This is a genomic window from Halomonas sp. SpR1 (genome assembly GCF_031010175.1).
GTDB lineage: Bacteria > Pseudomonadota > Gammaproteobacteria > Pseudomonadales > Halomonadaceae > Vreelandella.
Genome location: NZ_JAUAMB010000002.1, coordinates 1 through 21365, shown reverse-complemented (window position 1 = coordinate 21365; position 21365 = coordinate 1). Strand labels below are relative to the sequence as shown.

Below are 21365 nucleotides of genomic sequence, written 5' to 3'. Positions count from 1 at the left end.
TAACCCGAAGGAGGGCTTTTTGCAGGAGAACATCATTATTGCCGCGTCTGAAACGCAAAGCCATCGCCACTCAATGGATCAACCTACTTGGCAGCAGCAGCTTTCCAATGCCATTCGCGATCCGCAAATCCTATGTGAACGGCTGGGACTAAGCCGCGATTGGCTGGCGGGCGCCCAAATAGGCCACGAACTGTTTGACGTATGTGTGCCTGAGGCGTACCTCAACAGGATAGCCTATGCCGACATAAACGACCCATTGCTGCGCCAAGTGATTCCGCTAGGCGAAGAAGCGCTTACGCCCCATGGCTACGTCGACGACCCGCTTGAAGAAGCCCAGCACCGTCCCGCCAAAGGGCTGATTCATAAATATGCAGGCCGGGTGCTGCTGATCGCCAGCCCTAACTGTGCGATCAACTGCCGCTACTGCTTTCGCCGCCATTTCCCTTACAGCGACAACTCGCCCTCCAGGGCCCAGTGGCAGGAAGCACTCGACTACCTACGCAGCGACACCACAATTCACGAGGCGATTCTCTCTGGCGGCGATCCGCTGGCCGCCAATGACCGCCAGTTGGCATGGTTGGTGGAACAGTTAGAAAGCATCCCGCATCTTAAACGGCTGCGCATTCATACCCGCCTGCCGGTGGTGATTCCCGACCGGGTTGACGACGCCCTCCTTGGCTGGCTGGCATCGACCCGCTTACAAAAAGTCGTGGTGCTGCATATCAACCACGCCAACGAGATTGACCAGGCAGTGGTCGACGCCTGCGCGCGCCTCAAACAGGCAGGTGCCACACTACTCAACCAGAGCGTACTGCTGCGTGATGTTAACGACGACGTGACAACCTTAGCTACACTGTCGGAACGGCTATTTGAAGCAGGCATTTTGCCCTACTACCTGCACGTACTCGACCCCGTGCAGGGCGCTGCGCATTTTGATGTGCCGGATAGTGAAGCACGTGAGCTCGTTGCTCAACTACGCGATTATTTACCGGGGTTCTTGATGCCACGGCTGGTGCGGGAAATTCCCGGCAGAGAGAGCAAAACGCCGTTGTGACGCATATTAAAGAAATAGCAGCACTGAGGCGTTTCAAAATTCAAATCAAAGTGAAACCAGAGATAAGCGCTTGTGCAAGGCTTACTACTCACTGAAAGGAGAAGGGAGCTGCGCATTTCAACATTTGTTTATATCGCGGCCCTCAAAATCGTAACGACTCGTTTTCTGCTAACTTTAATAGCTCTAACGACTTCTGGCGTTGGGTTAACCTCAATGTCGAGCAACTCACTCAGCAGGAGGCCATAGCGTTATGTCTCTATCCCCCTCGTCCAGGTCGGGCGCTTTCGTACTTTTGATCGCCTCACTCGTCGGACTAGCTATCGCACTTTATGCCTATTTCACACCTCTGACCGGCGTTACCGGCACACTCGGAGCCCTGGTACCCATCGTGTCCTGTCTAGCCCTTGCGGTGATGGCGCTATTGCTCGTAAAAGCAAAAACGCGCGGTGCTACCATCGCACTGAGAGCGCTTATTCTGATAGGGCTCGCCGGTACATTTTTCGCCGCAATGCTACTACATCAGTGGTGGATCTGCGTTGCGATGGTGGTCGGTCTTATTGGCCTGATTCTCGATCTGTTTCGCCCTGCACACCACGCACGCCCCACCCACTCCTGAGGAGCCGCTCATGACGACTTTTTTATCCGCCACAAGCACTCCGTTTAAATCCATTACGACTGGTTTAGGCGCGGTTACCGCTCTGACAATTTACATTACCCCCTTGCCCCTACTGGCACAGGATCCGGCAGCTGGACAGGCACTGCCAGAGACTCAAGAACAATCAGCGGAACAAACGCAGCCAGAAGTTCAAGAACCTTCGGCAGAACAGGAACAGTCAGAGGAACAGGAGAGTAGTGCCCAGCAAGAAGAGGTGAGCGCCACGCCCGTCCCGCTAGTCCCTGGCGAGCCCACCTGGGATAGCTTCCACGGTCAGCTCAACGCTCAGAAATACAGCCCTCTGGATCAGATCAATGCCGATAATGTCGGGGAGTTGGAAAAAGTCTGGGAAGTGCATACGGGTGATGTCGCCGACGGCTCGGGCGAATTACCGGCCACTGTTTGGTCTGCCACCCCGGTATTCGCCAATGACACCCTCTATATTGGCACTCCTTTTTATCGGCTTATTGCATACAATCCGGCCACGGGAGAAGAAAAGTGGAGTTTTGATACCCAATCCTCACTCGAAGCGCTGACACAGCCCGTCTTGAAGAATCGCGGCGTCGCCTACTGGGAAGCCGATAATCCCGTGGAGGGCGAGGCCTGCCAGAAAATTGTCTATATGGGCACCATGGATGCCCAACTTTTTGCCCTGGATGCGGATAGCGGCGAACTGTGCGAAGGGTTTGCCGACAACGGCGTACTTAACGTCAACCAGTGGAACGACACCCACGACAAGTGGCCGTTGTCGCTGCTGCAACCGCCCACCGTGGTCGGTGACCGTTTGATTCTTGGCTGGGCGGGAATGGATTGGGCCTATGAACAGGCACCGCCCGGCACCGTTTTCTCGATCAATGCACGTACTGGCGAACGGGAATGGACCTTCCAGGCGCTGAGTGACGAGATGCGCGAGCAGAGCGGTACCGCCAATGTCTGGACACACATGTCCGCCGACGAGGAACTCGGCTTGGTCTATTTACCCGTCTCGTCTCCCTCGCCAAACTTCTGGGGCGGTAATCGTACCGAAGAGGTACCGTTAGCTACCTCGACCACCGCCCTGGATATCGAGACCGGTGAAGTGGTCTGGTCACGTCAGTGGGTGCATCACGATATCTGGGATTACGACATTAACGCCGCCCCTACGCTCATGGACATCACTGTGGATGGCGAGGAAATTCCAGCGCTGATCCAGGCGACCAAAATGGGCTTCTTGTTTGTCGTGAATCGTGAGACGGGCGAGGACGTATGGCCCATCGAGGAACGCCCGGTACCTGGCGGCGATGGAAACGTCGACGGAGAAGTCTATGCGCCGACGCAGCCATTCCCTACAAAACCCGCGCCGCTGCTTGATCAATCAGAAAAGCCCAAGGTTTGGGCGCTTGCCGATGCAGTCGGCTTCGGCGAATGCTCGGCGCTTTGGGAAGATCTCTGGTATGAGGGCATGTATACCCCTCCCACCACAGAAGGCGCAGGTACGCTTGGCTATCCCATCACGGCCGGCGGTGTGCAATGGGGCGGCGTGGCGTTTGATCCTGAAAGCCAGACCGCCATCGTCAATACGTCCCATATTGTGCAAACCCTCAAGCTCTTTAGCCGAGAGAAGTATGAGTCGGCCGAGAGAGCGTCAGGTAACGAGAGTGGCTTTGCCTCCCAGGAAGGTGCTCCCTACGGCATTCTTCTTGAAGTTGCCCAGAACTGGCTCGGCATGCCCTGCTGGGAGCCTCCATTTGGCGAGCTGGTGGCCCTTGACATGACCACTGGCGATGTCAAATGGCGTCGTCCGGTAGGTGCCTCGCAGCAGTATGGGTTCTTTATGCCGGAAAGCTGGGGCTCACCCACCATCGGTGGCCCGGCGGTAACCGCCGGTAACGTCATCTTTATCGGCGCCTCCATGGATGCCAAGGTGCGTGCCTACTCCCTGGAAACCGGTGAGGAGCTGTGGTCGGATCAGACAGAGGCACCCTCCGTCTCCAACCCCGCGGTCTATGAGTACAATGGCCGCCAGTATGTTGCCTTTGTTTCCGGTGGCAACACCATCCTGAAAGATCAGGTTGGCGATCAGATTGCGGTTTACGCCCTGCCGGAATAACGCTTGCGGTTGTGATCAATAGAAAACCAACGGGGCGGCCTTAAGCCGCCCCATTTATGTTCAATCCCATCGCCTTAATTAGTCTCATCGGCTTGCCTTTGAGTCCGCTGGGTTAACGCATGGTTAGCTGTTTTAAAACATACTCGCATCAGCGGTACCAACAGCCACAATAGTGGTGTAAGTAACCAGCGGTAGATAAAGCGGCCAATAAACAGCGCCGACAGTAGCACGATTAGCCAGACAAGAAACTGGCCCAACCATACCGGCCAGCCTAGCCAGGTAGAAAGGTTGGCGCCCAGCGCGCTGACCAGACTTGGATGACGGGCCACTATATAGGCAGTGCCCGCCACCGCTGCCACTTTAGCCATACGCGGCAAGGTCGCAAAACGCCCGCCTGTGGCAACGATTCCCTGGCGCAAGCCAGCGCGAGCGCCCTGCGCCTCCACACTGCCCACCCGCGCAGCACGAGCGGCCTTGCCTGCCCGCAGCACCTTAACGGTGCTGGCCATCACAAGGAGATCGACACCCGCCCAACCTAGATCGGCGGCGCCAATGGCGTCGCCGCGGCGCCACTGGCTTTCAAGATCACGTAGCCCGCTGGTAAAGAAATCGCCTACACCCGCGACTACTCGCTCACCCTGCAACCACTCAATCTCGCCATGCTCACTGACCACAAACTGGTTAAGCAGCGCATGGCCATTGGCATCCAGCAAAGCAATGCCCATCTGGCCGCGACGGTAAGGTGTGAACGCTGAATCTGCACCACCCTCTTCATCGCTCCACCAGCGGCTAAACTGCTGGTAGCGCTCACCAACCCAGTGCTGCGCCCTTAGCGTAGCGACATCGTGGTGGCGAAAGTAGCTGATAGGCAGTATGGCGTCGGCCCCATAGCGCACTAACACCCGCTGAAAATCGGGCACTAAGCCATACTCCACCAGCACATCGCGAGCCATATCACCGTGGCGTAAAATCGCCAAAGAGGCGCTCATCCATAGCGCCTGATCGTTGGCGTAGCTGAGAAAAAGCGCGTTGAGCGTTGGCGACGCCTGCTCAAGTGATGCCTCTAAAGTGGGCAGCGCCCGCTGCGCTTCCAAGCGTACCAGCTTGGACTCAAAAGGTTCGCGGGAGGCCAGCGTTGATGCTAGCCCTGCTACCACTATCGCGGTGACTACTATTATTTGCCAGGGCCGCATCGCTCTCCACCTCACTCAATTGATAAGCGTAAGCTTACCCCAACGTCTCCGCCGTCACGTTGGCCGCTGCGGGCTGGGTAGAGTGGTGCCGATTGATGGCGCTCAGCACACCTTTCATGGAAGCGCTGGTGATGCTCTCATCGGTACCCACGCCGAACACCGCTTTGCCGTCGATGCGCACTTCCACGTAGGCAATGGCTTCGGCGTCAGCGCCCTGACCACGGGAGTGCTCGTGGTAGTCGATAATTTCCACATCGTGCCCGGCAGCAGCCAGCGCTTTTACAAACGCTGCGAGCGGCCCGTTGCCTTCGCCGTTGAGCGTTTGCCGCTCGCCCTCCTGCTCGACCACGGCGTCAAGCGTTACTCTAGGGCTATCAGGCTCCGACGATAAACGGTGGTTGACCAGCGCAAAGGGCAATCGCTGCTCCAGATATTCATCTGCAAAGGCCTGATAAATCATCTGCGAGGTAATCTCACGACCGGTGCGCTCCGCCACTTCCTGCACCACCTGACTGAACTCGATGGAAAGACGACGCGGCAGCTCGATCCCGTGCTCCTGCTCCAGCAGGTAAGACACCCCACCTTTACCCGATTGGCTATTAACCCGGATAACCGCTTCATAACTGCGACCCACATCAAGGGGGTCGATGGGCAGATAGGGCACATCCCACAGAGCATCAGGGTTCGCACGACGATCCGCCATGCCTTTTTTGATTGCGTCCTGGTGGGAGCCGGAGAAGGCGGTAAATACCAGATCTCCCACATAGGGGTGGCGGGGATGCACCGGCAGCTGGTTGCAGTACTCCACTTCGCGCATGATCGGGGTGATATTGGAGAAATCCAGCGCAGGGTTAACGCCCTGGGTGTACATATTCATCGCCAGGGTCACGATATCGACGTTGCCAGTACGCTCGCCGTTGCCAAACAGTGTGCCTTCAACGCGGTCAGCTCCGGCCATCAGCGTTAGCTCGGCTGCCGCCACGCCAGTGCCGCGGTCGTTATGGGGGTGAACGCTGACAATCAGATGGTCACGGTTTTTGACATGGCGGCAGAACCACTCGATCTGGTCGGCGTAGTTATTGGGCGTGGCGACTTCCACCGTAGCCGGTAGGTTCACGATCATGGGTTTATCCGCACTGGAACCGTAAGCGTCCATCACCGCTTCGACGATTTCGACGGCAAAATCCATCTCGGTGGTGGTGAAAAGTTCCGGCGAGTACTGGAAGATCCAGTTGGTTTCCGGCGCTGCCTTCATTTCGTCGCGAATTTGCGCGGTGGCATCCACCGCAATTTGGATACACTCGGTTTTATCCACGTTGAACACCACCCGGCGGAACATGGGGTCGGTGGCGTTATAGACGTGAACGATGGCGTTTTTGGCACCTTTTAACGCCTCAAAGGTGCGTTCAATCAAGTGCGGACGCGCCTGGGTCAGCACCTGAATGGTCACATCATCAGGGATTTTATCCTGCTCTATAAGCGAGCGTACAAAATCGAAGTCCGTTTGCGATGCTGACGGAAACCCCACCTCTATCTGTTTGAAACCGACGCTGAGCAGCATATCGAACAAGCGCTGTTTACGCTCCTGATCCATGGGATCGATCAGCGACTGGTTGCCGTCGCGCAAGTCAACGCTGCACCAGATAGGCGCCGTTTCAATCCGCTGGCTCGGCCATTGGCGGTCGGGCAGATCAACGGCCACAAAGGGGCGGTACTTTTTGGCAGGATCAGTCAACATCATGGCGGCTCTCCTAAAATCAGTCAGTTGTGGGCTTGTCGGTATGCTTACCGCCCGCGTCATTGTGGTGCGTGGGGGCTGTCGAGTAGGCTTGAGCGAGGGCTGACTCCATGCGGTCAAGCTGTGCTTTCAGCCCGCGAACATCATTGCGTAGCGACTGCAGCTCGGCTTCTTCGCCTTCGCCGTTGTCCAGCGCCATTTGCGCGCTCTCTTTCTGCATTACGTCCAGCACAATACCAATCATCATATTGAGAAAGATAAAGGCGTTCAAAAAGATAAAAGTTAAGAAATAGATCCAGGCGTAGGGGTAAACCTCCATGGCGGGATAGAGCACGGCGGTGGCCCAGCTCTCAAACGTCGCTACTTGAAACAGCGTGAGCATCGCCAGGGAAATATTGCCCCACAGACCCTCGTCTACATTGTGAAATAGAAAACTGCCAATGGCGGCGTATATGTAAAAGATGATAAACATCAGCAGTACCACATACCCCATCCGCGGCACCGACTTGACCAAGGCGCTCAAGAGCATCTGGAGCTCGGGAATCATCGATACCAAGCGCAGCACCCGGAAAATACGCAGTAGCCTTGCCAGCAGCACCATTTCCGAGTCGTCCATGGGAATCAGGCTGGCGGTAACAATCAGGAAGTCAAAAACGTTCCAGCCCTTTTTGAAAAAGCTAAGCAGGCTGCGTTCGGCGGCCATTCTGATTAAAATTTCGATCAGGAAAAAAATCGTTACCGCAATATCGAGATAGAGCAGCCACTGCTCGACCTGAGTGGTTTCATCGTAGGTCTTCGCCCCGATTACCAGGGCCGAAATAACGATAATGGCGATCACCACCGCCTCAAAAAACTTGTTCGAACGCAGCTTTTCAAAGCGGGCCTGCCAAGTAGTAAAGGACTCACTCATGTAACAAAAAATCTCTCAACGGTTAATCCGCACACTTTATACTAAAATTACACGCCTGCTACACAAGTGATATCCTATTGTTTCACTTGATGTATGCTGCGCCACCAGAACGCCTTTATAGGCGCCCTGTTGGTACCCTTTTGACTTTAATATTTAGCCGCTGGATGACCCCATGACACTGCTTTGGATAGCCTTATTGCCTCTGCTAGGCGTACTGGTACCGGCACTCACCGCACAGCGTGGGCGAAGTTTCTGTTCCCTTGCAACGGCTGTGTTGCCAGCTACCGCCTTAGTGATGACGCTACTCAACGTGCCAGCTCTGCTAGACGGCGAGCAACTGCGTTTTTCGGCCACCTGGATGCCTGAACTGGCGCTGAACTTGGCGTTTCGCCTGGATGGGCTATCGCTGCTGTTCAACATGCTGATACTCGGCATTGGCCTGCTGATTATTCTTTATGCTCACTTCTATTTAGCCAAAGATGAGCCCTTTGGCCGATTCTACGCCTTCCTGATGCTATTTATGGCGTCGATGGTGGGTATTTCAATGTCGGACAACCTGATTCTGCTCTGGCTGTTCTGGGAGCTAACCAGCCTCTCCTCGTTTTTGCTGATAGGCTACTGGTCGCACCAATCAGATGCCCGTAAAGGCGCACGTATGGCGCTAACGGTGACCGGCGCGGGAGGCCTGGCACTGCTGGCAGGCTTACTGTTACTCGGCGATATGGCAGGCAGCTTCAACATGGGCGATGTGCTGGCCAGCGGAGACGTTATCCTTGCCGACCCGCGCTACCCGCTTATGCTGGGGTTGGTACTGTTGGGGGCCTTTACCAAATCGGCCCAATTCCCGTTCCATTTTTGGTTACCCCATGCCATGGCAGCGCCCACGCCGGTATCGGCCTATCTGCACTCGGCCACCATGGTGAAAGCGGGCATTTTCCTGATGGCGCGTCTGCACCCCGCCATCGCGGGCAGCGAGCTGTGGAGCGTGGTCGTTTCCCTGGTCGGGATCGTCACCATGCTATATGGCGCCTGGTTTGCGCTAATGAAAACCGACCTGAAAGGTATTTTGGCATTCTCCACTGTTAGCCATTTAGGCTTGATCACCGTGCTGCTGGGCATCGGCAGCCCCATGGCGATTTTGGCCGCACTGTTTCATATTCTTAATCACGCCACCTTTAAAGCCGCGCTGTTTATGAGTGCTGGTATTATCGACCATGAAACCGGCACTCGGGAGCTAAAGCAGCTCGGTGGGCTGAAAAAAGCCATGCCGGTGACCGCGCTATTAACCACGTTGGCAGCGGCCGCCATGGCGGGCGTTCCGCTGTTTAATGGCTTTTTATCCAAAGAGATGTTCTTCACCGAGGCGCTAGCGACGCCCGTTTTAGGTGGCCTAAGCTGGCTACTGCCTGCATTGGCGGCGCTCGGTGGTATCCTTTCGGTCGCTTACTCGCTGCGTTTAGTACACGCAGTGTTCTTCAAACCGGCCCGTGAAGCGCCGCCAAAATCGCCCCATGAGCCGCCGCACCTAATGCGCCTGCCGGTAGAAATATTGGTCGTACTCTGCGTGGTGGTGGGTCTGTTCCCGGCATTGATGGCAACGGGATTGTTAAAGCTTGCCAGCCAGGCCGTCATCGGCAGTCCGCTCGATTTTCATCTGGCTATCTGGCACGGCGTTAATCTGCCGCTCATCATGAGCCTGCTCGCCTTCTTAGTGGGTATCGCACTGTATTGGCGGCATGCCGATATGCGTCGATTTACCCAGCAGTTTGCTGGGGTCGATGCCCGACGCGTGTTTGAGCGCATTCTTGTGGCTATGGGCTATCGCGCCGAGCAGCTTATTGCGGCCCTGGAAGGCAACTCGCTGCAGCGCTATGTGGGCTGGCTCTGGCTAGGTGCACTGGTGATGGGCGGGGTCGGTCTTGTACAAATAACCGATTTAACCGGCGCAGCAGGCAACCAAGAGCTGGATGGCGTTCTACTGTTAGGCGCGGGCATGCTGATGTTTGGGGGCATAGCGACCGCCGCCACCCACCGCTACCGGCTAATTTCACTGCTGATGCTGTCGGTAGTAGGGCTCTTTGTGGCGCTTACTTTTGCGCGTTTCTCCGCACCGGATCTGGCGTTGACACAGCTTTCGGTGGAAGTTGTCACCATGATTCTGCTGATGCTGGCGCTATTTTTCCTACCGCAGAAAACGCCCCGCGAATCCAGCCCGCTGCGTAATATCCGCGACATGCTGCTAGCGGGCTCACTGGGTCTGGTGATCGCCAGCCTTAACTACGCGGTCATGACCCGCGATACGCTGTCGATTTCCAGTTTCTTTGTGGAAAACAGCAAGCCCGGCGGCGGTGGCTATAACGTGGTTAACGTGATTCTGGTCGACTTCCGGGGTTTCGATACCCTGGGGGAGATCACCGTGTTGGCCCTAGCAGGCTTGGCCATCTTCAAGCTGCTGAATCGCCTGCGTTTGTTTATTCCCCACAGTGACGGCGAAGGCCGGGTGTGGTCGCCTGACCGCTACCCAGCCGTGCTCACGTCAATTTCAATGACGCTGCTGCCGTTGGCATTATTGGTTTCCGCGTTTATCTTCCTGCGCGGCCATAACCAGCCAGGGGGCGGCTTTATTGCCGGGCTGATTACTGCGGTCGCTTTGATCCTGCTGTATATGGCGCGAGGCGTGGAGTGGGCGCAAGAGCGTTTGGACTTCCCCTTCCAACCCGTAGCAGTTATCGGGGTAGCGATTGCTACGCTAACGGGTCTGGGTAGCTGGCTGTTCGGCCATCCATTCTTAACCTCGGCGTTTGGCTACTTCACGCTACCGCTCATCGGTACCTTTGAACTGGCCACCGCGCTGCTCTTTGACCTGGGTGTTTACTTAGCGGTAGTGGGCGCTACGCTGATGATTCTTGCCAACCTGGGCAAAGTCACCACCGCCCATCGCCCGGTGACCGAAGCCTCAGAAAAAGAGGCTGACGCCAACGCCGCAACGCCCTCTGCCAAGGAGCCTCTCTAATGGAACTGCTCTACGCGATGACCACCGGTATATTGACCGCCTGTGGCCTCTACCTGACGTTGCGTGGCCGTACCTTTCCGGTGGTGGTAGGTCTCACCCTGCTCTCTTACGCAGTCAACCTGTTCCTGTTTTCCATGGGCGGCCTGACCACTGACGGGCCCGCTATTGTGTCTGAAGGAACTGATTATGCCGACCCGCTCCCCCAGGCGCTGGTGCTCACCGCCATTGTGATCGGCTTCGCCATGACCGCCTTTGTGGTGATTCTGGCGATGCGGGCCCGCAGTGAAGTGGGTAATGACCACGTCGACGGTAAAAAGGAAGACCGAGAATGATGCAGCACCTGATTGTTTTCCCTGTTGTCCTACCGTTAGTGGCGGGCATTCTACTGCTCTATCAGCGCCAGGGATTAGTGCGTTACAAGCGCGCGGTGAGCGTTGCTGCCACCGCCCTGCTGCTATTGGTAGCGATTGGCTTGTTACGCCAAGCCGCTAGCGGAGAGATCACTTACTACGCCCTGGGCGACTGGCAGGCGCCTTTTGGTATCGTACTGGTGCTGGATCGTCTCTCAGCGTTAATGCTCCTACTGACCGCCATCCTGGCCGTTGGCGCAGTGGTGTTTGCCTGCGCCGGTGACGATGAAAAAGGCAGCAACTTCCATGGTCTTTTTCAGTGGCAGCTGTTGGGCATTAACGGCGCTTTTTTAACCGGTGACTTGTTCAATCTGTTCGTCTTCTTTGAAGTACTGCTGCTGGCTTCTTACGCCCTGCTACTCCACGGCGGTGGCAAAGCGCGCATTCAGGCCAGCGTCCACTATGTGGTACTTAACCTGGCGGGCTCTTCGCTGTTTCTGATTGCGGTGGGGATTCTGTATGGCGCCACCGGCACGCTCAACATGGCCGATATGGCGATTCGAGTAGCCGAACTGCCGGCAGAGCGAGATGGGTTAGTGAGCGCTGGGGCACTGATGCTGCTGGTAGTGTTTGGGTTAAAAGCGGCGATCCTGCCGCTCTACTTCTGGCTACCCAAAGCCTACGCTTCTGCTCCCGCGCCGGTAGCGGCACTGTTTGCGATTATGACCAAAGTGGGTATCTACGCCATTCTGCGCGTTTACTCGCTCATTTTTGGCGATAGCGCTGGCGGTTTGGAGGCGCTGGAGCAGCCTTGGGTATGGTGGCTGTCGCTTGCTACCCTGGCAGCCGCTGGCGTTGGGGTGATGGCGGCGCGAGATTTGCGCCTGTTGGTGGCTTACCTGGTGCTGGTGTCGGTGGGCACGCTGCTGGCGGGTATTGGCATGCGCTCCCCCCAGGCGGTATCTGCGCTACTCTACTACTTGATCCACACCACGCTTATCACTGGTGGGCTATTCCTGCTAGCAGAAATGATTGGCCTGCAGCGTGGTAAAGCGGCTACCCGTTTGGTCAAGGGTCGCCCTATGGTGCAGGGAGCAGCACTCGCCATGCTGTTCTTTGTCGGCGCAATCGCCGTGGCAGGCGTACCGCCCTTTTCCGGCGCCTTCGGCAAGGCATTAATGCTCAATGCCGCCGAGGGCACTCAGCGCCTATGGCTCTGGCCACTGCTGCTGCTAACCAGTTTAGCCTCGCTAATTGCTCTTTCCAGGGCAGGCTCTACGCTTTTTTGGCGTAGCCACCGGGGCACGAGCAGCGGCGCCCCGCTGCCCCGTCGCCAATGGTTTGGCGTTATCTGGCTACTAAGCGCAGCCCCGCTGTTAGTCGCCCTGGCAGGGCCAGTGAGCAGCTACACTCAAGCCACGGCTGATCAACTAGCCAACCCCCAGGTGCTGATTCGCACGCTACTACCTGATGCTGGAGATGCCCAATGATTGCCCCGCGCTCCTGGCTACCCACGCCCGTTTTATCGATACTACTGCTGGTGGTTTGGCTGCTATTGGTACGCAGTTACGCCTTCGGTCAATTCGTACTCGGCGGCTCATTAGCTATTTTGATTCCCCTACTGACCCACCGCTTTTGGGACGCCCGCCCACTGATTGGCAAGCCCTTCATGCTGCTGCGATTTATCTTTCGGGTACTGGGTGACATCATCACCGCCAACTTTGAAGTGGCTTATCTGATCGCCAATCCATGGCGCAAGCTCAAGCCCCACTTTATTGAATACCCACTAATGCTCGAAGAGCGCTTTACCATCACGCTACTGGCCAGCACGATCAGCCTGACCCCGGGCACGGTCTCGGCCAATCTACGCATGGATGGTAAGTCACTGCTGATTCACGCCCTAAACGTGGACGATGAGGAGGCGCTGATTAATCAAATTCGTGAGCGCTACGAACGCCCGCTCAAGGAGATTTACGAATGCTGAGCATTGCGCTTTATATCACCCTAGCGCTGGTGGTGATGGCACTCCTAATGAACCTCTACCGGCTGACCATCGGCCCCAGCCTGCCCGACCGCGTGCTGGCACTCGACACCATGTACGTCAACTCGATAGCGCTGATTGTGTTGCTTGGGCTGTGGCTGAACAGCAAAACCTATTTCGAGTCGGCGCTACTGATCGCGATGCTAGGTTTCATCAGCACCGTGGCGGTATGCAAATATATTCTGCGCGGAGACATCATCGAATGATTAACATGCACTATCGAGTGATGAATAGGAGTCAGGGGGAGCTATGCCAGTAATCATTGAAGCGCTTATTTCACTGCTGCTGGTTGCTGGCGGTATTTTCGTGTTTATCGGTTCACTGGGGATGGCCCACCTACGCGATTTCTATATGCGCCTACACGGCCCCACCAAGGCCACCACCCTGGGTATCGGCTGTATGCTCATAGCATCAATGGCCTATTTCTGGAGCGTAGACGGTAAACCGGATGCTCAAGAGTTGCTGATTACACTCTTCCTGTTTATTACTGCTCCGGTGAGCGCGCACCTGCTAGCCAAATCCGGCCTGCACCTGCGCTTGAAGCATGCGGTCAAAACCCAAGGGCATCCGATCGAGTTAAGGGCTGAGGAAGTCGGCGAAAAACCAGTTCCACACCCCGATAAAGGTCACGGCTAACGTACATTGTTGCATCAAACCAATAAGGCGGTGCCAATCAGCACCGCCTTAATTTATGAGGGTAGCGCTTTTATTAAGGTGTTAAGTCATGCTGGCTGTAGCCAAGTAGATACAGGACGCCATCAAGACCCGAGATAGAAAGCGCCTGACGCGCCTGAGCACGCACCATAGGCTTGGCCCTAAACGCAATGCCCATACCCGCCTTGGCCAGCATTTTAAGATCATTGGCGCCATCGCCCACGGCAATCGTCTGCTCCAGGCTAAGGCCTCCCCGCCGCGCAATCGTTTCGAGCAGTTCCGCTTTGCGCTCGGCATCGACAATCGGTTCGCTTACCGCACCGGTTACCGTGCCATTTTCAATCACCAGCTCATTGGCATGGATCTCATCAAAGCCGAGCTTCTGCTGCAAGTAACGGGCAAAGTAGGTAAAACCGCCAGAGAGGATCGCGGTGCGGTAGCCCAGCCGTTTTAGGTTGACCATCAGCCGCTCAACGCCCTCCATCAGCGGCAGCTCCTCAGCAATCTCCGCCAGCACGGACTCATCCAAACCGGCCAATTTACTCATCCGCTCACGGAAGCTCGCCTTGAAATCCAGCTCGCCGCGCATGGCACGCTCGGTAACTTCCGCGACTTCATCACCCACGCCATGTCGGCGGGCTAGCTCATCAATCACTTCGGCTTTAATCAGCGTGGAGTCCATATCGAAGCAGACCAAACGGGGCTGAAAGTGATCGCGCGTATCGGCCTGGAGGACAATATCAACACCCAGGGTTTCACTCAGTACCCGTGCGGCATTGCGCACAGCCTCAACATCCGCCTCTCCTACCAGACGATGTTCGGTGCAATCTATAGCCTCTTCCGATAACGAAGCATCGGCCAACCGCTGGGTGCTCTTTACCTGTAGGCCAAATTGCACCACCAGAGCGTCTACCTGGGATTGAATATCTGCGGTTAAACGCGCCGCTAATACGGTTAGGATCAAGTCACCGCCTGCCATCATTTACTCTCCTGCCTCTAAACGGTCGACCTTTTGGAACCCACGGGGCAACTTGCTGCCGCGCCTGCCGCGCTCGCCACGATAGTAAGCCAGATCATCAGCTTTTAGGGTGAGCTTGCGCTTACCGGCATGAATCATCAGTGCGTCACTGGCGGCTAACACCACGATACCGGTGACAAACTCCTCCCTGCGGGCAGCACGTGGGCCTGGGATATCGAGCATCTTATTGCCTTTGCCTTTAGACATTTCCGGCAATTGATCCAAAGGGAACAGCAGCAGTCGGCCTTCATTGGAAACAGAGGCAACCCACAGCTCCTCGCCCTGGGGCACTTCGACTGGCGCCATCACATTGCAGCCTTTGGGCAGGCTCAGCACCGCTTTACCGGCTTTGTTCTTACCGGTGAGCGTGTCGAGGCGCGCCACAAAACCATAGCCGCCGTCAGTGGCGAGCACGAAGCGTCGTTCGGGTGGCGCAAACATCAGCCCTGCCATTTTCGCCCCGGCGGCCACATTAGCACGCCCGGTAACCGGCTCACCCTGCCCCCTTGCACTCGGCAGATTATGAGCCGACAAGGTATAGGCACGCCCGGTGTCATCCAGCAGCACCAGCGGCTGATTGGTTTTGCCTTTCGCTGCCAGCTGGAAGCTGTCCCCGGCTTTATAGGAGAGCCCTTCTGGGTCAATATCGTGCCCTTTGGCGGCACGAATCCAGCCCTTATCAGAGAGCACCACGGTAATCGGGTCAGCGCCCAGCAGCTCCACTTCAGACAGCGCTTTGGACTCTTCGCGCTCGACCAGCGGTGAACGGCGTTCGTCGCCATGCTCTTTACCCGCCGCACGGATCTCTTTTTCCATCAGCGTAGTGAGCTTGGCTTCGCTGCCCAACAGGCCTTGTAGGTATTTGCGCTCTTTTTCCAGCTCATCCTGCTCGCCGCGGATTTTCATCTCTTCGAGCTTGGCCAGGTGACGCAGGCGCAGCTCTAGAATGGCTTCGGCTTGACGCTCGGAGAGGCTGAAGGCCGCGATCAGTGAAGCTTTAGGATCATCTTCTTCGCGAATAATACGGATCACTTCGTCCAGATCCAGGTAGGCAATTAGCAGGCCTTCGAGGATATGCAGGCGGTCTTCGACTTTGCCCAGGCGGTGCTCTAAACGACGACGCACCGTACTACGACGGAACTGCAGCCACTCGCCCAGCATTTCGGGCAGCGGCATCACCCGTGGGCGGCCATCCAGGCCGATCACGTTCATATTCACCCGCACGTTCTTTTCAAGGTCGGTGGTGGCAAACAGGTGTGCCATCAGCGACTCGACGTCAAAGCGGTTGGAGCGCGGCTCGATCACCAGACGAGTGGGCTCTTCGTGGGTCGATTCATCGCGCAGGTCGGCCACCATGGGCAGCTTTTTGGCCTGCATTTGCGCCGCAATCTGCTCCAGCACCTTGGCACCGCTGACCTGATAAGGCACCGAGGTGATAACGATATTGGCTTCTTCACGCACGTAGCGAGCACGCAGCTTGACCGAGCCACGGCCGGACTCATAGAGCTTACGCAAATCCGCAGGCGGGGTAATGATTTCCGCATCGGTGGGGAAATCCGGCGCGGGGACGAATTCCATCAAATCAGCAGTGGTGGCCTTGGGGTTACGCAGCAAGTGGCAAGTGGCTTCGACAATTTCCGACACATTGTGCGGTGGAATATCGGTAGCCATGCCGACGGCGATCCCAGTGCCGCCGTTGAGCAGCACATGGGGAAGCTTGGCAGGCAGTACCAGCGGCTCCTGCATGGTACCGTCAAAATTGGGCACCCAATCGACGGTGCCTTGGCCTAGCTCTCCAAGCAGCACTTCGGCAAATTTGGAGAGTTTGGCCTCGGTGTAACGCATAGCAGCGAAGGATTTAGGGTCGTCGGGGCTACCCCAGTTGCCTTGGCCGTCCACTAGCGGGTAGCGGTAGCTAAACGGTTGCGCCATCAGCACCATGGCTTCGTAGCAGGCGCTGTCGCCATGGGGGTGAAACTTACCCAGTACGTCACCGACGGTACGTGCCGACTTTTTGTACTTGGCGTTGGCGTGCAGCGCCAGCTCGCGCATAGCGTAAATAATTCGCCGCTGCACGGGTTTCATACCATCGCCTATGTTGGGCAGAGCGCGGTCGAGAATGACGTACATCGAGTAGTCGAGATACGCTTTTTCGGTGTAGTCGCGCAGGGAGAGACGTTCGACGTCGCCCTCCGCTACTTGAATATCCATGTCGATCATATCCTACCTTGACAACAAAACCGCCCCAGTCGGGGCGGCTGATAAGCGGACGCGCGGCCACTTAACATGGCTCGCTATGTTAATTGATACCTTTCGTTTGATGCCTTCGTTTCGTGTGGTAATGCCGCCGCTTGAGAGCTACCGTGAAACTCATCAAGCAATCCTTTCAAGCGCTGGGCCTGGATCGACAGCTCATTGGCAGCACCAGCGGCCTGGCTGACCAAGCCGGCGTTCTGCTGAGTTACCGTATCCATTTGGGTAACGGCCCGGTTGATCTCGTCAATGCCGTTGGTCTGCTCACCAGACGCTTGGCTGATTTCACTAATCCGCGCGGTCACCTCTTCAATCGCCACTACAATGTCTTTCATGGCAGATTCAGCGGCTTGAGCGTAACCACTACCGGTCTTGATCTGTTCAGAGGTGGTTTTAATCAGCCCATTAATGTTTCTGGCAGAGGCAGCACTGCGGGACGCCAGCTCACGAACTTCGCTAGCCACCACGGCAAACCCACGGCCATGCTCACCCGCACGCGCTGCCTCTACTGAGGCATTTAACGCCAAAATATTGGTTTGGAAGGCGATATTTTCAATCACATCGACTATCGACGAAACCTCGGTAGAGCTTTCGTTGATCGCTTCCATGGATTGCGCCAGCCGCGATACCTGCTCACCACCTTGTTTAACTTTTTCCACTGACTCCTTCGCTCGCTGATCCGCCTCTTGGGCGTTGTCAGCATTGCGCTTCACCGTCGCGGCCATCTCTTCCATCGTGGAAGAGGTCTCTTGCAGCGACGCCGCTTGCTGTTCGGTGCGGCTAGACAGCTCGGTATTACCCGCGGCAATTTCCGTCGATTCACTGGCGATGGCATCAGCCACGCTGCGAACGTCGCCAAATAGATGCTGCAGCTTATCCGAGTAGCGGTTGACAGCACGACGTAGCTCGCCAATTTCATCGTCACGATAAATCGTCAGTTCGCGGCTAGAGCCACCCTGCCCTAACTGATCAATCTGCAGCGTGGTGCTGCGAATTTGCCGCAACAGAATGCGTCCGCCCCACCAACCCAGCGCTAGCAGTAGCGCTAGCAGGGGCAGAATAACAACCAACAAATCACGCGTTAAGGTACGCGCCAGCGCTGTCACTTCCTCTTGCGGCGTCATTAACCCAAGCGTCCAGCCGGTATCCTGCATATCAAACAAGCGCACCGAAGCGGGGGCATCCAGTATGCCTGCGGTTTCAACACTGATTTCGTCACGCCCTTCATTTAGGCCATCAATAACGGGCTGCAACCAAGGCATACTGCCCGTTAAATTCGCTAAACCCTGCATCTCATCCGTTTCCAGATCAGCGCCAGGGAAATGAATCACATTACCCGCGCTATCAAGCACAAACGCATAACCACCGGTCGCACCGCCGTTTTCAGTTAAGAACTCGGCCACACCTTCTAGCTGCATATCAATGGTGGCAACGCCTGCAAACTCATCATCGAGATAGTAAGGGACGCTACACGTCACCATCGCCACGCCCGTTGTAGGATCTCGATACGCCGTTGACCATACACACTGGCCCGGCTCGGCATCACGGGCGCTGCTGTACCACTCCTCCTCCTGATAGGGCGACATACCGGGGGCGTTGTAATCATCTAAAAACTCAAGCCCGCCCTGTGCGTTTCTTGCCCAAAAGAAGCTAAAGCGCTCAACCCCCGCTTCAAATGCATTGGGCTCTGGCCAGATGCCACCGCCGACAATGGCGCTATTACCATTGTCATCCACGACTCTTGGGAAAGCTTGCAAATAAAGTGCCTCTTCGCGAGGTAACGACTCAGCCAACGCGGCAAGACTCGATGTATTGCCTTCAACCCGTGATAACTGCGCATCCAAGGCGTTAACGATCGAACCCCCCGTTCGATCCACCAGCGACTGGCTTGCTTCAATGACCAGCGGCTGGCCCCGCCACGCCATTACACCGTAAATACTGGCCGCCATCAGAAGCATTAATACAAATGCAGATAACGTTAACTGTCGAGATATGGTTTTAAACAACGTTTTTCCCCTATGAATGTGCAGTTTTTAGAGTTTGTAAGCCCTACATTCAACTATCGGCTAAAACACGCGTTACTGTAACAACGGCTTATTAACGTTTATCTGTTTTTATCTACACCTCGATATCGGCGAGGTTACCGTAATCTTCCAGCCACTTTTTGCGATCACCGGCACGTTTTTTGGCTAGCAACATATCCATCATCTCCATGGTGCCATCGCCATCGGTCAAGGTGAGCTGCACCAGACGCCGGGTTTCCGTGGACATGGTGGTTTCACGCAGCTGCAGCGGGCTCATCTCACCCAGGCCTTTAAAGCGCTGCACATTGGGAGTGCCGCGTTTATTGGCCAGCTGTTTGAGAATCGCGGCTTTTTCGCTCTCATCCAGGGCGTAGTGCACCTCTTTACCTAAGTCGATACGGTAGAGCGGCGGCATAGCCACATAGACGTGGCCGGCATCTACCAAGCTTGGGAAGTGGCGCACAAACAGGGCGCACAGCAGCGTGGCGATATGCAGGCCGTCGGAGTCGGCGTCGGCGAGAATACAGATCTTGTGGTAGCGCAGTTTTTCCAGATCGGCGCTGCCGGGGTCGGCGCCAATGGCCACCGCGATATCATGAACCTCCTGGGAGCCGTAGATGTCGTGGGTCTCCACCTCCCAGGTATTCAGGATTTTACCGCGCAGCGGCAGAATCGCCTGGGTTTCCCGGTTACGCGCCTGTTTGGCACTACCGCCGGCGGAGTCCCCCTCGACCAAAAACAGCTCGCTTTGGGCGGGGTCTTGGCCGGAGCAGTCCGCCAGCTTGCCGGGCAGTGCCGGGCCGGATGTGACCTTTTTACGGGCAACTTTTTTGGCTTTTTTCTGGCGATTCTGTGCCGCGCTGATGACCAGCTCGGCAATCGCTTCGGCTTGATCCACATGGTGGTTCAACCATAACGAGAAAGCGTCTTTAACCACCCCGGAGACAAAGCCCGCAATGGTTCGCGACGAGAGCCGCTCTTTGGTTTGCCCGGCAAACTGGGGGTCGAGCATTTTTACCGAGAGTACAAAGGAGGTGCGCTCCCAAAGATCATCGGCGGTGAGCTTAATACCGCGGGGCAACAAACTGCGGTATTCACAGAATTCGCGCAGCGCGTCCAGCAGCCCGGAACGAAAGCCGTTTACATGGGTGCCGCCCTGAGGCGTCGGTATCAAGTTAACGTAGCTCTCCAGCAGCGCTTCGCCGCCTTCGGGTAGCCACTGAATCGCCCAGTCTACACCGTGCTCGTCGTCATTGAAGTGGCCGACAAAAGGCTCGCGCGGCAGTACTTCATAGCCATCCGTTGCTTCAACGAGATAGTCGCGCAGGCCATCGGCGAACTCCCACTCGGTGGAGGTACCGTCGGGTTCTACTAAGGTGACTTTTAAGCCGGGGCACAGCACCGCTTTGGCACGCAGCAGGTGTTTTAGCCGCGTTAGCGCTAGTTTGGGACTATCAAAGTAGCTTTCATCGGGCCAGAAACGTACTAGCGTGCCACTCGCCCGCTTGGGGGCCTTACCAATTTCATGCAGCTCTTCGACTTTTTCACCGAACTCGAAAGCCATGGCATGGCGCGCGCCGTCGCGGGTGACTTCGACGTCCAACCGTCGGGAGAGCGCATTCACCACTGATACGCCTACCCCGTGTAGGCCACCGGAGAAGCGGTAGCTAGTGGAGGAGAACTTGCCGCCTGAATGCAGCTTGGTAAAGATCAGCTCAACGCCGGAAACACCGTGCTCAGGGTGCAGATCAATCGGCATGCCACGGCCGTTATCCTGTACTTCGATACCACCGTCGCTATGTAGAACGACGCTGATTTGGGTGGCATGGCCTGCCAGCGCTTCATCAACGCTGTTATCAATGACTTCCTGAGCAAGGTGGTTGGGGCGTGTGGTGTCGGTATACATACCGGGACGCTTACGTACCGGCTCGAGGCCCGACAGGACTTCGATGGAACTCGCGCCGTACTGAGAGGCATCAAACTGGGTCATGTAACGTCGGTTCCCTGAAAAAGCGTACTTATCAATTCGTACTGGCAGCCATATTGAATGCTGAAACGAGTAATTAGCGGCTTGCAAAGAGGCACAGGATAGCGGAAAAGCAAAAAGCTGTATATCTAGCCATGCTTCATGCTTGTTGCCAGGGGCGCCGGGGATAGGTCGTAGAGGAGGTCATTTGCCATGGCAGGAAAAATGATCCCTTCAATTCCGGCATTTCCGCCATCCATGGCGGTCAGATGGCAAATGTAGCGCCCATGGATGATGAGATGGTCTCCTCCCCCCCATTGTCGGCGTCAAAATGCGCCAGAATGAAAGTGTCACTTCATTCAAGACGGGAGAAGACCATGAACAAGTATAGGGTGATTGGCGTGGAT

General features: G+C 56.2%; 16 protein-coding genes. 9 read left to right on the top strand and 7 right to left on the bottom strand.

Going from position 1 to position 21365, the window contains the following annotated elements:
* The first annotated feature begins 19 nt into the window (after nucleotides 1-19).
* The 3 genes from epmB (at nucleotide 20) to QT231_RS01835 (ending at nucleotide 3798) form a co-directional block, all read left to right on the top strand.
* Nucleotides 20-1054, top strand: coding sequence for an EF-P beta-lysylation protein EpmB (gene epmB / locus QT231_RS01845; protein WP_308335244.1), 1035 nt, complete (start codon nucleotides 20-22; stop codon nucleotides 1052-1054).
* Nucleotides 1055-1304: 250 nt separating this feature from the next.
* Nucleotides 1305-1670: a hypothetical protein gene (locus QT231_RS01840; RefSeq protein ID WP_308335243.1), complete on the top strand. Its 366-nt coding sequence runs from the start codon at nucleotides 1305-1307 to the stop codon at nucleotides 1668-1670.
* A gap of 10 nt (nucleotides 1671-1680) precedes the next feature.
* Nucleotides 1681-3798: a pyrroloquinoline quinone-dependent dehydrogenase gene (locus QT231_RS01835; RefSeq protein ID WP_308335242.1), complete on the top strand. Its 2118-nt coding sequence runs from the start codon at nucleotides 1681-1683 to the stop codon at nucleotides 3796-3798.
* A gap of 74 nt (nucleotides 3799-3872) precedes the next feature.
* Here QT231_RS01835 and QT231_RS01830 read toward each other — a convergent pair whose 3' ends face one another.
* From QT231_RS01830 to QT231_RS01820, 3 genes are read right to left on the bottom strand one after another with little or no spacing between them, the layout of a single operon-like run.
* Nucleotides 3873-4991, bottom strand: a complete 1119-nt coding sequence (locus tag QT231_RS01830) for a hypothetical protein (RefSeq protein ID WP_308335241.1) — start codon at nucleotides 4989-4991, stop codon at nucleotides 3873-3875.
* 34 nt (nucleotides 4992-5025) lie between these two features.
* Complete coding sequence (gene leuA, locus QT231_RS01825; protein WP_308335240.1) at nucleotides 5026-6732, bottom strand: 2-isopropylmalate synthase; 1707 nt, start codon at nucleotides 6730-6732, stop codon at nucleotides 5026-5028.
* A gap of 16 nt (nucleotides 6733-6748) precedes the next feature.
* Complete coding sequence (locus tag QT231_RS01820; RefSeq protein WP_308335239.1) at nucleotides 6749-7639, bottom strand: ion transporter; 891 nt, start codon at nucleotides 7637-7639, stop codon at nucleotides 6749-6751.
* A gap of 172 nt (nucleotides 7640-7811) precedes the next feature.
* Here QT231_RS01820 and QT231_RS01815 point away from each other — a divergent pair, with 172 nt between their 5' ends.
* From QT231_RS01815 to QT231_RS01790, 6 genes are read left to right on the top strand one after another with little or no spacing between them, the layout of a single operon-like run.
* On the top strand, nucleotides 7812-10652 hold the full coding sequence (locus QT231_RS01815) for a monovalent cation/H+ antiporter subunit A (RefSeq protein WP_308335238.1): 2841 nt from the start codon (nucleotides 7812-7814) through the stop codon (nucleotides 10650-10652).
* The gene (locus QT231_RS01810) at nucleotides 10652-10984 is read left to right on the top strand and encodes a Na+/H+ antiporter subunit C (RefSeq protein WP_308335237.1); all 333 of its coding nucleotides are present in this window, start codon (nucleotides 10652-10654) and stop codon (nucleotides 10982-10984) included. The genes QT231_RS01815 and QT231_RS01810 overlap by 1 nt, the downstream gene beginning before the upstream one ends.
* Nucleotides 10981-12492: a monovalent cation/H+ antiporter subunit D gene (locus QT231_RS01805; protein ID WP_308335236.1), complete on the top strand. Its 1512-nt coding sequence runs from the start codon at nucleotides 10981-10983 to the stop codon at nucleotides 12490-12492. Before QT231_RS01810 ends, QT231_RS01805 begins: the two co-directional genes overlap by 4 nt.
* On the top strand, nucleotides 12489-12986 hold the full coding sequence (locus QT231_RS01800) for a Na+/H+ antiporter subunit E (protein WP_088698508.1): 498 nt from the start codon (nucleotides 12489-12491) through the stop codon (nucleotides 12984-12986). Before QT231_RS01805 ends, QT231_RS01800 begins: the two co-directional genes overlap by 4 nt.
* Entirely contained in the window at nucleotides 12980-13249 is a 270-nt protein-coding gene (locus QT231_RS01795; RefSeq protein ID WP_008958594.1) for a K+/H+ antiporter subunit F, read from the top strand. The genes QT231_RS01800 and QT231_RS01795 overlap by 7 nt, the downstream gene beginning before the upstream one ends.
* Nucleotides 13250-13292: 43 nt before the next feature.
* Nucleotides 13293-13679: a Na+/H+ antiporter subunit G gene (locus tag QT231_RS01790; RefSeq protein ID WP_308335235.1), complete on the top strand. Its 387-nt coding sequence runs from the start codon at nucleotides 13293-13295 to the stop codon at nucleotides 13677-13679.
* Between the two features lie 73 nt (nucleotides 13680-13752).
* On the opposite strand, the gene serB is transcribed toward QT231_RS01790, so the two are convergent.
* The 4 genes from serB to parE form a co-directional block, all read right to left on the bottom strand.
* Complete coding sequence (serB, locus tag QT231_RS01785) at nucleotides 13753-14676, bottom strand: phosphoserine phosphatase SerB (RefSeq protein WP_308335468.1); 924 nt, start codon at nucleotides 14674-14676, stop codon at nucleotides 13753-13755.
* A 3-nt stretch (nucleotides 14677-14679) separates the two neighbouring features.
* Entirely contained in the window at nucleotides 14680-16935 is a 2256-nt protein-coding gene (parC, locus tag QT231_RS01780; RefSeq protein WP_308335234.1) for a DNA topoisomerase IV subunit A, read from the bottom strand.
* Nucleotides 16936-17009: 74 nt separating this feature from the next.
* Nucleotides 17010-18926 carry a methyl-accepting chemotaxis protein gene (locus QT231_RS01775; RefSeq protein WP_308335233.1) on the bottom strand — a complete coding sequence of 639 codons (1917 nt, stop codon included), beginning with the start codon at nucleotides 18924-18926 and terminating at the stop codon, nucleotides 17010-17012.
* 160 nt (nucleotides 18927-19086) lie between these two features.
* Nucleotides 19087-20982: a DNA topoisomerase IV subunit B gene (parE, locus tag QT231_RS01770; RefSeq protein WP_308335232.1), complete on the bottom strand. Its 1896-nt coding sequence runs from the start codon at nucleotides 20980-20982 to the stop codon at nucleotides 19087-19089.
* Nucleotides 20983-21365: the final 383 nt, after the last annotated feature.

Coding starts and splice junctions, on each gene's coding strand:
- parC (WP_308335234.1), bottom strand. CDS start 16,935: ATGATCGACATGGATATTCAAGTAGCGGAGGGCGACGTCGAACGTCTC.
- QT231_RS01805 (WP_308335236.1), top strand. CDS start 10,981: ATGATGCAGCACCTGATTGTTTTCCCTGTTGTCCTACCGTTAGTGGCG.
- QT231_RS01820 (WP_308335239.1), bottom strand. CDS start 7,639: ATGAGTGAGTCCTTTACTACTTGGCAGGCCCGCTTTGAAAAGCTGCGT.
- serB (WP_308335468.1), bottom strand. CDS start 14,676: ATGGCAGGCGGTGACTTGATCCTAACCGTATTAGCGGCGCGTTTAACC.
- QT231_RS01810 (WP_308335237.1), top strand. CDS start 10,652: ATGGAACTGCTCTACGCGATGACCACCGGTATATTGACCGCCTGTGGC.
- QT231_RS01830 (WP_308335241.1), bottom strand. CDS start 4,991: ATGCGGCCCTGGCAAATAATAGTAGTCACCGCGATAGTGGTAGCAGGG.
- QT231_RS01815 (WP_308335238.1), top strand. CDS start 7,812: ATGACACTGCTTTGGATAGCCTTATTGCCTCTGCTAGGCGTACTGGTA.
- QT231_RS01775 (WP_308335233.1), bottom strand. CDS start 18,926: ATGCTTCTGATGGCGGCCAGTATTTACGGTGTAATGGCGTGGCGGGGC.
- QT231_RS01840 (WP_308335243.1), top strand. CDS start 1,305: ATGTCTCTATCCCCCTCGTCCAGGTCGGGCGCTTTCGTACTTTTGATC.
- QT231_RS01800 (WP_088698508.1), top strand. CDS start 12,489: ATGATTGCCCCGCGCTCCTGGCTACCCACGCCCGTTTTATCGATACTA.
- parE (WP_308335232.1), bottom strand. CDS start 20,982: ATGACCCAGTTTGATGCCTCTCAGTACGGCGCGAGTTCCATCGAAGTC.
- QT231_RS01795 (WP_008958594.1), top strand. CDS start 12,980: ATGCTGAGCATTGCGCTTTATATCACCCTAGCGCTGGTGGTGATGGCA.
- QT231_RS01790 (WP_308335235.1), top strand. CDS start 13,293: ATGCCAGTAATCATTGAAGCGCTTATTTCACTGCTGCTGGTTGCTGGC.
- leuA (WP_308335240.1), bottom strand. CDS start 6,732: ATGATGTTGACTGATCCTGCCAAAAAGTACCGCCCCTTTGTGGCCGTT.
- QT231_RS01835 (WP_308335242.1), top strand. CDS start 1,681: ATGACGACTTTTTTATCCGCCACAAGCACTCCGTTTAAATCCATTACG.